At 58.6% G+C, this 13,069-nt stretch carries 6 protein-coding genes, 1 tRNA gene and 2 rRNA genes (1 of these 9 only partly in view); 7 read left to right on the forward strand and 2 right to left on the reverse strand.

The window, feature by feature from the left end:
• The 3 genes from ACQY8Q_RS12370 to ACQY8Q_RS12380 form a co-directional block, all read left to right on the forward strand.
• Positions 1-1,585 (forward strand): 23S ribosomal RNA (locus ACQY8Q_RS12370) (it extends 1,222 nt beyond the left edge of the window).
• Positions 1,586-1,833: 248 nt separating this feature from the next.
• A 5S ribosomal RNA gene (gene rrf / locus ACQY8Q_RS12375) occupies positions 1,834-1,948 on the forward strand.
• A gap of 407 nt (positions 1,949-2,355) precedes the next feature.
• Positions 2,356-2,432, forward strand: a tRNA-Met gene (locus tag ACQY8Q_RS12380).
• Between the two features lie 359 nt (positions 2,433-2,791).
• Here ACQY8Q_RS12380 and ACQY8Q_RS12385 read toward each other — a convergent pair.
• Both ACQY8Q_RS12385 and ACQY8Q_RS12390 read right to left on the reverse strand, forming a co-directional pair.
• Positions 2,792-4,777 (reverse strand): CHASE2 domain-containing protein, encoded by a 1,986-nt coding sequence (locus ACQY8Q_RS12385; protein WP_428426849.1) that lies wholly within the window; start codon positions 4,775-4,777, stop codon positions 2,792-2,794.
• A complete protein-coding gene (locus ACQY8Q_RS12390; RefSeq protein WP_428426850.1) occupies positions 4,777-8,382 on the reverse strand; it encodes a FecR domain-containing protein in 3,606 nt (1,201 codons plus the stop codon). Before ACQY8Q_RS12390 ends, ACQY8Q_RS12385 begins: the two co-directional genes overlap by 1 nt.
• Positions 8,383-8,966: 584 nt before the next feature.
• On the opposite strand from ACQY8Q_RS12390, the gene kdpF reads away from it, so the two are divergent.
• Genes kdpF through kdpB form a run of 4 tightly spaced genes read left to right on the forward strand, consistent with a single transcriptional unit; the run spans position 8,967 to position 13,066 of the window.
• Positions 8,967-9,056 carry a K(+)-transporting ATPase subunit F gene (gene kdpF / locus ACQY8Q_RS12395; RefSeq protein ID WP_037103661.1) on the forward strand — a complete coding sequence of 30 codons (90 nt, stop codon included), beginning with the start codon at positions 8,967-8,969 and terminating at the stop codon, positions 9,054-9,056.
• A 27-nt stretch (positions 9,057-9,083) separates the two neighbouring features.
• Positions 9,084-10,787 carry a potassium-transporting ATPase subunit KdpA gene (kdpA, locus tag ACQY8Q_RS12400; RefSeq protein ID WP_428426851.1) on the forward strand — a complete coding sequence of 568 codons (1,704 nt, stop codon included), beginning with the start codon at positions 9,084-9,086 and terminating at the stop codon, positions 10,785-10,787.
• 8 nt (positions 10,788-10,795) lie between these two features.
• Complete coding sequence (locus ACQY8Q_RS12405; RefSeq protein WP_428426852.1) at positions 10,796-10,963, forward strand: hypothetical protein; 168 nt, start codon at positions 10,796-10,798, stop codon at positions 10,961-10,963.
• 45 nt (positions 10,964-11,008) lie between these two features.
• Complete coding sequence (gene kdpB / locus ACQY8Q_RS12410; protein WP_428426853.1) at positions 11,009-13,066, forward strand: potassium-transporting ATPase subunit KdpB; 2,058 nt, start codon at positions 11,009-11,011, stop codon at positions 13,064-13,066.
• Positions 13,067-13,069: the final 3 nt, after the last annotated feature.

The following is a 13,069-nucleotide window of genomic DNA, read 5'->3' on the forward strand; positions in this document are numbered from 1 at the left end:
GTTGCCGCAGTGGTAGCGGAGCGTTCCGTAAGCCTGTGAAGGGATACCTGTGAGGGGTCCTGGAGGTATCGGAAGTGCGAATGTTGACATGAGTAACGATAAAGGGGGTGAGAGACCCCCTCGCCGAAAGACCAAGGGTTCCTGCTTAAAGTTAATCTGAGCAGGGTTAGCCGGCCCCTAAGATGAGGCAGAAATGCGTAGTCGATGGGAACCACGTTAATATTCGTGGGCCTGGTGGTAGTGACGGATTGCGTAACTTGTTTGCTCTTATTGGATTGAGTGGGCGAGGAAGCGGTTCCAGGAAATAGCTCCACCGTATAGACCGTACCCGAAACCGACACAGGTGGTCAGGTAGAGTATACCAAGGCGCTTGAGAGAACTATGCTGAAGGAACTCGGCAAATTGCACGCGTAACTTCGGAAGAAGCGTGACCTCTTCGTACGCAAGTATGGAGGGGTGGCACAGACCAGGGGGTAGCGACTGTTTATCAAAAACACAGGGCTCTGCGAAGTTGCAAAACGACGTATAGGGCCTGACGCCTGCCCGGTGCTGGAAGGTTAAAGGGAGAGGTGCAAGCTTTGAACTGAAGCCCCAGTAAACGGCGGCCGTAACTATAACGGTCCTAAGGTAGCGAAATTCCTTGTCGGGTAAGTTCCGACCTGCACGAATGGCGTAACGACTTCCCCGCTGTCTCCAGCATAGACTCAGTGAAATTGAATTCCCCGTGAAGATGCGGGGTTCCTGCGGTCAGACGGAAAGACCCCGTGCACCTTTACTATAGCTTTACACTGGCATTCGTGTCGGCATGTGTAGGATAGGTGGTAGGCTTTGAAGCGGGGACGCCAGTTCTCGTGGAGCCATCCTTGAAATACCACCCTTATCGTCATGGATGTCTAACCGCGGTCCGTTATCCGGATCCGGGACAGTGTATGGTGGGTAGTTTGACTGGGGCGGTCGCCTCCGAAAGAGTAACGGAGGCGCGCGATGGTGGGCTCAGAACGGTCGGAAATCGTTCGTCGAGTGCAATGGCATAAGCCCGCCTGACTGCGAGACTGACAAGTCGAGCAGAGACGAAAGTCGGTCATAGTGATCCGGTGGTCCCGTGTGGAAGGGCCATCGCTCAACGGATAAAAGGTACGCCGGGGATAACAGGCTGATGACCCCCAAGAGTCCATATCGACGGGGTTGTTTGGCACCTCGATGTCGGCTCATCGCATCCTGGGGCTGGAGCAGGTCCCAAGGGTTTGGCTGTTCGCCAATTAAAGCGGTACGTGAGCTGGGTTCAGAACGTCGTGAGACAGTTCGGTCCCTATCTGCCGTGGGTGTAGGAATATTGACAGGATCTGTCCCTAGTACGAGAGGACCGGGATGGACATATCTCTGGTGGACCTGTTGTGGCGCCAGCCGCATAGCAGGGTAGCTATATATGGAATGGATAACCGCTGAAGGCATCTAAGCGGGAAACCAACCTGAAAACGAGTATTCCCTTGAGAACCGTGGAAGACTACCACGTTGATAGGCCGGGTGTGGAAGTGCAGCAATGCATGAAGCTTACCGGTACTAATCGTTCGATTGGCTTGATTGTTCTCATTGCTTATGTTCATCGAAGATGAACTTAAGCCATCTGTTTTGTCCTCACGCTGTCGCCGCAAGGCGGCTGCGCTGCGGACGGCGCGCCAAACGATTGGCGACGCGCTCTGCGCTTGCGGTCTTCGACCGGAAGAAGAGCAACAAAACGTGTTCAAAGACTAAAAAGGAGAGAGGCAACGCCTCCCTCGCCAGCTTCTCATTTGGTTTTGCTCCGTCGCCGGAGCAATTCTTGCCCTTAGTTGACCTGGTGGTTATTGCGGGGTGGCTGCACCCGTTCCCATTCCGAACACGGCCGTGAAACGCCCCTGCGCCAATGGTACTCCGTCTTAAGACGCGGGAGAGTAGGTCGCTGCCAGGTCTATTAATGGCAAGAATTATACCAAATACACTATCTTCTCAGAACAAAACCCGGCCAAAGCCGAACAGCAGGCCGCCCTCAAGCGGCCTTTTTGCTTCGGTATAATGCCGGAAAATATACAAACCGGCTGTCTTTCGATCGAAAAACAGCCGGTTCCGCTAAAGGCCTCTGCCTGATACGGAACATCAAGGCGACAAATTCTGCGAATTTGCGCTGAAATGAACAAGGGAAGGCAAATACAGCCCAACCTGTAAGCGACAAACCTTCGGTTTGCGCTATTGACGAAAACCGCCAGAAGGCGGTTTCCTTGTCGCGATATTCGGCTTCGCCGAATACGCTGGTAACGCGACAAATCCTAACGGATTTGCACGGTTCCGACATTCGGCTAAAGCCGAATGCAGAGATAACGCGGGGTGGAGCAGCCCGGTAGCTCGTCAGGCTCATAACCTGAAGGCCGCAGGTTCAAATCCTGCCCCCGCAACCAAACTTAAAACCAAAAAAACACCCAAAAGCCCGCGATCCGGAAACGGATGCGGGCTTTTCCACGTTCAAAGGGGGATGGAAAAGCGGGACGGCCGGAGGGTTCTTGCAAATGCAAGGAGCTATTGTGCAAGTGGCCAGCCGTCGCCATCGCCGCCCTCGATGAAATCTGCGCTCTATTCTCCTTCACGGAATGCTGAAACTGCTTTCAAGCATCGTGATGAGGGCAGCCACCGGAGATCGTTTCCCAGCATTCGACCAGCTGAAAAGTAGCCAACCGGCGGGTCGGAGAAAGGGGTAATAGCTCCCCCCACAGCTCCAGAAACGGCGCTAGATGCTACGGTAGAAAACCGCTTCTGGCCGTCAAGGCAATCGTGACCGGAGCAAGCGGTAGTAGTCGCCAAGGTGGGGTATCGTGCGTTCGAGTTCGGCGAAAGCCGGACTGCTGGCGGTCAAGCTGCCGGCATATTTGGCGGCGATCAGCTGTCGGTGGGTTTCGAGCGGCGCGGCCCCGGTCGCTGGAAGCAGCGTGAAGATCGGCGATAATGTGGTGCGGCCCTTGACGGTGATGCTGTCGAGTTCGGCGATGGTGAAATCCGCAGCGCTGAGCAATGCGGTGCGTTCACCGAGCAAAAGCGGCACGCCATAATTCTTTGATTCTCCTTCGAGGCGGGAGGCGAGATTGACGGCGTCGCCGAGCACGGAATAGTCGAAACGGCGCGCCGATCCCATGTTGCCGACGACGCAGTCGCCGGTGTTGATACCGATGCCGATCTTCAACACCCTTGCCTTGATACCAGCCTCGGCTGCTTCCCGTCGTAAGTCTGCATTCAGACGCTCCACTGCTTCCAGCATCTCAAGTGCTGCGCCGACGGCATGGCTGGCGTGATCGGGGTCGTCGAGCGGTGCGTTCCAGAACGCCATCAGGCAATCGCCGATATACTTGTCGATGGTGCCGCCGCTTTCCAGCACGATGTCGGACAGTGGTGTCAGCAGCCGGTTGATCAGTGCCGTCAACTGTTCTGGATCGTCTTTCAAAGCCTCCGAAATGGTGGTGAAGCCACGCACGTCGCAAAAGAGAATGGTGAGCGCCCGGCGCTCACCGCCCAATTTCAGCTGCGACGGATCATCGGCAAGGCGTGCGACCAGCGCCGGCGACAGGTAGCGCGAAAAGGCCAAGGTGATGTCGCGGCGGCTGCGGCGCTCAGTGGCATAATCGAGGGATGCTTGGCTGGCGACGACGGACAGGTAGGCCAATATCGGCCCGATCGGCGAGATGAAGATATGCCCAAGCCGCAACAGTGCGTAGCTTGCGCCGACCAGCAAGACCAGCACGGCAAGGCTTACAACCGTGGTCGACCATCCTGTTGCCCGGTAAACCACACCGCCGGCGAGTAGAACGCCGAACGCGATCGCTGCGATCACGGCTCCTTGCCCCGCTTTGCTGATGAACAGGCCACGGGTGATATTGTCGAAAATCGTCGCCTGGATTTCGGCTCCGGCCACCAGATGGCCGGTTCGCACGGTAAACGGCGTGGCAAAGGCATCGGCGCCGCCGGCCTTCAGAGTAGGCGCATTCTGCAGGCTGAGACCGACAATGACGACGCGGTCGTGGAAAAAGCCGTTCGGCAGGAACTGGCCGGGATCGAGTGCCTGGTAATACGAGACCGTCGGATAGGCTCGCGCCGGACCGAATGTCTGCAGAAGCGCCATCCTGGATATCGGCTGTTTCGGCTGTCCGGCAACCGCAGCCAGTTGCGCGGCGAAACCATCGCCATAGCCGGGCACTTGCCGCAATGTGCCATCGCCGCTCAGATGAACCGATGCGATCCCCGTTCTGGCACCGCGCGCAACAAACGCGGCCAGCGGTTCTGTCCGCACGAACTGATCCGCCTGCGGCGTCTCGATCAGCGTCTCGTCGCCGGCCAGAACGACATCGGGGCCGAGCGCCGCTGCCAGGGCAATATCGTTTTCAGGGTCTGCCGAAGGTTCGGCAAAGATGACGTCGATACCGATGGCCTTCGCGCCGGCGGTGCGCAGGGCGTCGATCAACCGGGCATGCAGGGCGCGCGGCCATGGCCATTGCGTGCCAATTTCCGCCATGGATGGCTCGTCGATGGCAACGATGATCGGCCCGTCTTTGGGAAGGGGTGGTGGCGAAAATGTCGAGAGGTAGTCGAAGCTGCGCAACTCGGCGAGCGAGAAGGGGGAGGTGAACGAGGCGAGGGAGAGGAGTACCGCGACCACCACCGCAAGGGCGAGCAGGCCCAGGCGCCGTTTACCGCGCCGCCCTTCGGCTGTTGCGTAAGGAGAGCGGGCAAATGCTTGCCGAAGCAATGGTGCCCTCATCAGAAGCGTACCGTCAGGGAGCCCTTGAATGCGCGCCCCCAACCCGGCACGAGCGGCGTCAGCGCGAAGTCTTCATCGAGAAGATTGTAGGCGGCGAAGTCCAGCTCTACCCGTTTATCCGGTGATTCCCAGCTGAGATCGGCGTCCAGCGTCCAATATCCATCCAGGCGGTATTTTTGGCCGGTATCGCGTTGCCCGGTGTAGTTTCCCGCAACAGTGGCCTTGATGTTTGCTTCGTTGACCCAGGTCAGAGCAATCTGGGCGGATTTTTCCGGCACGAACGGCAGGTTATCGCCGAAGCCGAAACTCAAGGGATCTCGATCTTCCGAGCTGGTGTGGGCAATGCTGGCAGACAGGCCAAACCCATTGCCCAGCGCGATGTTGGTCGTCACGCCAAACCTGTCGATCCGGCCTTCGCTGAGATCGATCGAGGATGGCAGCAAGGGTATGGGCGCCGTGCCGGGATAGGCTATGGACAGGCCATGCAGTTCCTGATGCTGGTAATCGACGGCGGTGAACAGTCTGTCGGTCCATTGAGCGTCCCATCGGAATGCCAGCGTGTCGCCATAACCGTCGAAACTTAACCCAAATTGGTTGGGTTGAATGCCGACCATGCCGACCGGTGAAAGGGTCGGCGCGCCGAAATCATAACTCTGGCGCATATAGGCTGCGCGCAACCACTGTCCTTCAATCGGTGTCCAAGCCAAGCCTGCGCGCGGCTCGATACGCCGGGCATCGCTGTTGCCGCTGTCGATATAGGTTCCAAAGAGAGCATATTCCGCTTTCAAATCCGGCCCGATATCATGAAGGACATCGAGATAAGCTCTTCCAAGGCCAATCCGGTCTGCACTCGAGGCGGTAAGGCCGCTGAAGTTTTGTTCGATATTGACGTCGCTGAAACCACCCTCAATTCCGTATCGCCAGGTCAGGTCACCTGTTGCAACAGTGTGGTTGATCGCAGCCAGATAGGTTTTCTGCGAGGAGTTTTCGTCGGAAAAGCCTCCTGCGCTAGGATTATCCAAGCTGCGAAACATATCGGCTTGTTGGTCCGAATAGAAAAATCCAGCATTGAGAATGTTCTCGTATGCGAATGTGTGAGACCAGCCGATACCAGCCGCAGTCGAATCTATTTTTTCGTCCCGGTCGAGAGAACCGATAGATAACAGTTGCGCATCGAAGAGAAAGTCCCCCTTCGAACGGTTGAAATAGGCAACGAGCCGGTCGTCCGGTGCGGGCGTTGCGGTCACATAGCCATTTCCGCCGATGACCTTCGTCTCGCCGGCAAAGCTTCCGGCGTCCAGCATGTAAGTGCCCGATAGCGGTGTCTTCTCCCACTGCAGGTTGCCGAAGAAACTGACCGGGAACGGAAGGTTGGAGTAGCCCTGCACCTGGCCGCTCTTGGTCCATGCCGTCTCGCCTTCATTGATGTTGAAGCCGCCAGTCAGGGACGCCTCGACGAAGGGATAGCGAATCAATGCCGCTTTTCTCTCGCTGTTGGCCAGAATATGCGGATCAAGCATCAATCCCTGCAGAAAGGATGAATAGCTCGATGCGTTCTCTACATAGTCGATACCGTTGCCACCGTAGATGGGATTGTTAGCGAAGGGATTGACGCTGCCATGCACATATTGGTCGATGTAGCTCGAACTCGTGAACGGATCGAAGACCGCATCGCCATAATACTGTCCCCAGGCATCCAGCCCCTGCAGGCGAAACGCGTCATTCAGTACGGACCCGGCGTCCTGACTGGCGCTAAGCGCGGCAAACTCCCCGCCGGCAGCGCGTGACCGTTTCAGGAATTCCTGCGCGTTGCGGATGGCGCCATCGGCGTCATAGTCATCAATGGAGATGGCGGTGCGTACCGACGAAATGAGGGGATCGTTGGGATCCAGCCTGTCCGCGTTGTCGAGCGCCTGCTCGACAGCTTGCCGATCGCCTTGGTCGTAGAGCGCGATGGCGAGAAGCAACTGGCCCTGCGCATAGCCGGGATTGGACACCGCTCCAGCCAGAAGTTCGCTGACCGCCTTGCCCATCTGTCCGGTGTGTATGTCGTAACTGCCCTGCGCGATGAACGTCAGGCCAAAATTCGGATCGGCCTTGCGGGCAAGATCGATTTGCTGCCTTGCTTCCTCTATCCGTAGGTCCTGAAGATAGAGAATTGCCAGGTTGACGCGCGGAAGTGGATCCTGTGGATCGAGCGCTATGGCTTGCAGAAAGGCCTTTTCGGCCTCCCGCCGGGCATTTCGGTTTCCTTGCACTAGACCAAGAGAATTCCAGATCATGTCGTTGCCGGGCTCTGAGGCCAGCGCTGCCCGCAGGTCGGCGAGCGCGCCTTCATTGTCGCCGTTGATCGAGGACAGGTAGTTGGCTCGCGCATCGAGCGCGATGGCCTGTTCCGGATCGATGGCAAGCGACCGCTCCGTGGCTTCTCTCATCTGTTCGCGGTCATCGAGAAGCAGGACGATCCGAGCGCGGGCAGCCGGGATAAGGGCATTGTCCGGGTATTTGGCTTCCGCCTTTTTCAGAAGGGCCACCGCGGTCGGGATGTCCTGCAAGAATGCTGCAGTATAGGCTTCCGCGACGGCGGCATAAGGTCCGGTTGCCCGTGCCGGCGGCTTCTCGACACGTTTGGGATCGTCAAGCGAGCGGGCATAATACCGGCCATATTCCGCGATCGACCGTCGCTTCGGGTCGAGCTTCGTGATCGCTGCATCGAAAAGCAGTGCTGCATCCCTGTACTGGTTGTTCGCACCGGCAATGAAGGCGTCCACAAGGTTAGACCGGGCTATTTGCGTGCTGGACAGGCGGCGCGTCCGGGCCTTCGCCAGCGAAGCGGAAGCGGCTTGTCGGCCATCGATGGCGAGCTGAACTTCGGCAAGCGTCAGCCAGTCTTCGGCACTCCGATTATCTGCGGCGATGGCCGATATGCGCTGGCGTTCCCGGCGCATATCGGCTCCGGAGAGGGTGGAAACCGGCAGAAGATTGAAAGCTTCGCGCAGGGACAGATTGTAAAGCATCTGTTCCCGGTCTTTCGAGTTGACGACGACAATCTTCGAGGGTGCCTGGCCGATCGCAGCCACCGCTCCTTCGCCCTGCGCGACCTTGACGCTGCCCTGGGCATTGCTGAGTTCGACCAGGCCTTCCAGCACGATCAGCGACGTCTTGCCGTCGGCGCCGACGGTCATTGTCCAGTCCGTGCCGCGGATGGCGGCCGCTGCTGCCGGGGTGTCGATTACAACGCCTTGGCCACCGCGTTCGGCGCGGGCCCAGATCGTGCCGGATTGCAGCTCAAGCCCTGTATCGCTGCCACCGCCCATCCGCTTGACCAGCAGCGAGGTGTTGCGGCCGAGGCGAACCTGGGTGCGGTCGGAGAAGAGAACGGCAAGCTGGCCGGTGGCGTTGGTGCGCAGCACGTCGCCGCTCAAGAGGTCCTGCTGCAGATCGACATAACGCCAGCCGGAGACATCGACGAAGTGCACTTCCTCGCCGGATTTGCGGGCAATGACCGATCCGGCCGCAGGGAATGGGCGCGACAAAGGGTCTGCCTGCGCCGGCATGGCGAGACAGAGCGCTCCCAAGGCAATGCTCACGGACGTATATTTCATGCAGTTTCCCCAAAATGCACGGCTCATCACTGGATTTGGCCACGCCAAAAGTCAAGCTGGGCAAGCGCTCTGGCGTTGCTTTGCAGGACAAGTGTAGGAATAGAGAAACACAATAAAACGCTGGCAGGTGTTCCCGGTGATACACGAGGGCCGACGATTGCAGCTTTGACGGGATGCTGGCGGGCCGGGTCTATTCAAACTGCCAGCAGAGTGTAGACTGACTTCTACCATAGGATGAAATTGAGAAGCGGACGCCGTCTTGCTGTTCCTTTCGGCGTTTGTCTGCACTTCAAAACGCCTATGAGATTTTTATTTCTCTATCCGGTCGCCCGTCTCGAACCCTTATGCCCTTTGGAAGATAGTCAGTCTGGAATTCAGGCCCCGGATCGTGCGTTGCGCAGATCAAACGGGGCCTCTTTCGCGTCGCTGCCCTCCTTTGAAGAGGAGGGAAAGATGAAATTCAACAAAAGGAGCCTGAATCGATGATGGATATTGTCATGATCGGGATCGGTGTTTTGTTTTTCGCGCTGTCGTTTGCCTATACGCGGGCCTGCGACCGTCTCTAATTCAAAGGATTCAGAGAAATGCTTGTCGATTATGTGCTCGGAGCCGGCGTGACCGTGTTTCTCCTCGCCTATCTGACCTACGCCCTCATTCGCCCTGAGCGCTTCTAACAACGCCAGGTTCGGAAAGTTATTGCCATGACACTCAACGGATGGATCCAGATCCTCATCTTCTGCGGGATCGTCATTTTGCTCATCAAGCCGCTCGGCGCCTATATGACGCGCGTCTTCGGTGGTGAGCGCACATTGCTGTCGCCTCTTTTTGCCCCGATCGAGCGCGGTCTTTACCGGCTGTCCGGCACCAGCGAGAAGGAAGAGCAGCACTGGACGAGCTATGTGTTCTCCCTGCTTCTGTTCAATCTCGCCGGCTTTGCCGTTCTCTATGCGCTGCAGCGGTTTCAGGGTTTCCTGCCGTTCAATCCTGCAGGCATGATGGCTGTTGGGCCTGAGCTTTCGTTCAACACCGCGACCAGTTTCGTCGCCAACACCAACTGGCAGAACTATGGTGGCGAAAGCACGATGTCCTATCTCGTGCAGATGGCCGGTCTGACGGTGCAGAATTTCGCCTCCGCCGCCACCGGCATGGCCATCGCCGTTGCACTCATCCGTGGTTTTGCACGTGCTTCTGGCAAGTCGATCGGTAATTTCTGGGTCGATATGACCCGCGCCACACTCTACATCCTCCTGCCGATCTGCATCGTTCTGACGATTGCCTATGTCTATCTCGGCGTACCGCAGACGCTCGGCGCCTACGTGACGGCAACGACGATCGAGGGTGCGCAGCAAACCATTGCGCTTGGCCCGGTCGCCTCGCAATTGGCAATCAAGATGCTCGGCACCAATGGCGGCGGCTTCTTCAACGCCAATTCCGCGCATCCCTTTGAAAATCCGGACGCGATCTCCAACCTCATCCAGATGGTGACGATCTTTGCCATCGGTGCAGCCTTCACCAATGTTTTCGGCCGCATGGTCGGAAACCAGCGCCAGGGTTGGGCAATCTTCGCCGCGATGGGCGTGCTCTTCCTCGCCGGTGTCACGGTGACCTACTGGGCCGAAGCTGCGGGTAATCCGCTGGTTCATGCCATGGGTATCGATGGCGGCAACATGGAAGGCAAGGAAGTCCGGTTCGGCATCGTCCTGTCGTCGCTGTTCGCTGTCGTGACGACGGCCGCTTCCTGTGGCGCCGTCAATGCCATGCACGGTTCGTTCACCGCATTGGGTGGCCTGATCCCCTTGATCAACATGGAACTGGGTGAAGTCATCATCGGCGGCGTTGGCGCCGGTTTGTACGGCATCCTGATGTTCGTTATCCTGACGGTGTTCGTCGCCGGCCTGATGGTTGGCCGCACGCCGGAATATCTCGGCAAGAAGATCGAGGCCAAGGAAGTCAAGATGGCCGTTCTCGCCATCCTCATCCTGCCAGCAACCATGCTTGGTTTTACCGCAGTTTCCGTCCTCCTGCCGACAGGCGTGGCCTCGATCGGAAATCCAGGACCACACGGGTTCTCGGAAATCCTCTATGCGTACACCTCGGCTGCCGCCAATAATGGCTCGGCCTTCGGCGGCCTCACCGGCAACACGCCCTGGTATAATATCACGCTGGGTATCGCCATGCTGATGGGCCGTTTCCTGGTGATCATCCCGGCGCTCGCCATTGCCGGTTCGCTGGTGACAAAGAAGACAGCACCGGCTTCGGCAGGAACGTTCCCGACCCACGGCCCGCTCTTCGTTGGTCTTTTGTGCGGCGTCATCCTGATCGTCGGCGGCCTGACCTTCTTCCCGGCACTGGCGCTCGGGCCGATCGTCGAGCATCTGGCGATGATATCAGGTCAAACCTTCTAGGCGCCATGATGAACCGCTTGTTTCAACAGAAGTTCAAAAGGCTCCTCAACCCTCGCGACGGTGATCCGCCGCGAGCGGCGCCACCGCAGGCAACCAGCATCATCATCGGTTTCATGCTGGTCCTGCTGGTGATTGGCGGTCTTGCCCACGCTTTTACCAAATTGTTCCACGGCTGACGCGGTCGCCGTGATGTCACACACAAAAGAAACTGGAGTTCTCTTATGAGCCAGTCCAAATCTGCGAGCCTGATGGACTCTCGCATCCTCATTCCGGCGATCGGCTCGGCTTTCGTCAAGCTTGATCCACGCACGCTTGCCAAGAACCCGGTGATGTTCGTCGTCGCCGTCGTCTCTACGCTGACAACCGTTCTGTTCCTGCGCGATCTCGTCACCGGTAGCGGAAACCTCGCCTTCTCGCTGCAGCTCAATATCTGGCTGTGGTTCACGGTGCTGTTTGCCAATTTCGCCGAAGCGGTTGCTGAAGGCCGGGGCAAGGCGCAGGCCGAATCGCTGCGCAAGACCCGTACCGAAACACAGGCCAAGCTTTTGACCGGAACGGATCTGAAGAGCTTCAAGATGGTATCCGGCACCACGCTCAAGGTCGGTGATATCGTTCTGGTCGAAGCCGGCGACATCATTCCTTCCGATGGCGAAGTCATCGAAGGCGTCGCTTCCGTCAATGAAGCTGCGATAACCGGTGAATCGGCGCCCGTCATCCGCGAATCCGGAGGTGACCGCTCGGCCGTCACCGGCGGTACGCAGGTGCTGTCGGACTGGATCCGGGTGCGCATCAGTGCCGCTGCCGGCTCCACCTTCATCGACCGGATGATTTCGCTGGTCGAAGGTGCCGAACGCCAGAAGACACCGAACGAGATCGCCCTGAATATCCTTCTCGCCGGCATGACGCTAATCTTCGTTCTGGCCGTTGTAACGATCCCGAGCTTTGCCACCTATGCCGGTGGCTCCATCCCCGTTATCGTGCTTGTCGCCCTGTTCGTGACGCTGATCCCGACCACGATCGGCGCGCTTCTCTCGGCCATCGGCATTGCCGGCATGGACCGCCTGGTGCGCTTCAACGTTCTGGCCATGTCCGGCCGTGCCGTCGAGGCTGCAGGCGACATCGATACGTTGCTGCTCGACAAGACCGGCACGATCACGCTCGGCAACCGCCAGGCAACCGAGCTTCGCCCGGTCTCGGGCGTGTCGCAGCAGGACCTTGCCGATGCAGCACAGCTGGCGTCGCTTGCGGATGAAACACCAGAAGGCCGTTCCATCGTCGTACTGGCCAAGGAGAAATACGGCATCCGCGCCCGTGACATGGCGCAGCTGCATGCGACCTTCGTACCGTTTACGGCGCAGAGCCGGATGAGCGGCGTCGATATCGAGGGTTCGTCGATCCGCAAGGGGGCTGTCGACGCGGTCCTGAGCTACGTCGCCAGCCAGAACACGGCGGCGCGTCCTGACACAGTTCGCGAAATCCAGGCCATTGCCGACGAGATCGCCAAGTCCGGTGGCACGCCGCTGGCCGTCGTTCGCGATGGCCGCCTGATGGGCGTTGTCCACCTGAAGGACATCGTCAAGGGCGGTATCCGCGAACGCTTCGCCGAACTGCGCCGCATGGGTATCCGCACCGTGATGATCACTGGCGACAACCCGATGACGGCTGCGGCCATCGCTGCCGAAGCCGGCGTCGATGATTTCCTTGCCCAGGCAACGCCAGAAAACAAGCTGTCGCTGATCCGCGAGGAACAGGCCAAGGGCAAGCTTGTCGCCATGTGCGGTGACGGCACCAACGACGCCCCGGCACTCGCGCAGGCCGATGTCGGCGTGGCGATGAACACCGGTACGGTCGCCGCCCGCGAGGCCGGCAACATGGTCGATCTGGATTCAGACCCAACCAAGCTGATCGAGATCGTCGAGATCGGCAAACAGTTGTTGATGACCCGCGGCGCGCTGACGACGTTTTCCATCGCCAACGATATCGCCAAGTATTTCGCCATCATTCCGGCGATGTTCCTGGCCTTCTATCCGCAGCTTTCGGCGCTGAACATCATGGGGCTTGCCTCTCCGCAAAGCGCCATCCTGTCGGCGATCATCTTCAACGCGCTGGTTATCGTCGCGCTGATTCCGCTGTCGCTGCGCGGCGTGACCTATCGCGCCGTCGGCGCCGGTGCGCTTCTGTCACGCAACCTGCTGATCTATGGCCTAGGCGGCATCATCGTCCCGTTCATCGGCATTAAGGCCATCGATATGGTCATCACCGCCCTTGGTCTCGTTTAAAGG

This window comes from Pararhizobium sp. (assembly GCF_965279435.1).
GTDB lineage: Bacteria > Pseudomonadota > Alphaproteobacteria > Rhizobiales > Rhizobiaceae > Pararhizobium.

Coding starts and splice junctions, on each gene's coding strand:
- ACQY8Q_RS12385 (WP_428426849.1), bottom strand. CDS start 4,777: ATGAGGGCACCATTGCTTCGGCAAGCATTTGCCCGCTCTCCTTACGCA.
- ACQY8Q_RS12390 (WP_428426850.1), bottom strand. CDS start 8,382: ATGAAATATACGTCCGTGAGCATTGCCTTGGGAGCGCTCTGTCTCGCC.
- kdpF (WP_037103661.1), top strand. CDS start 8,967: ATGCTTGTCGATTATGTGCTCGGAGCCGGCGTGACCGTGTTTCTCCTC.
- kdpA (WP_428426851.1), top strand. CDS start 9,084: ATGACACTCAACGGATGGATCCAGATCCTCATCTTCTGCGGGATCGTC.
- ACQY8Q_RS12405 (WP_428426852.1), top strand. CDS start 10,796: ATGAACCGCTTGTTTCAACAGAAGTTCAAAAGGCTCCTCAACCCTCGC.
- kdpB (WP_428426853.1), top strand. CDS start 11,009: ATGAGCCAGTCCAAATCTGCGAGCCTGATGGACTCTCGCATCCTCATT.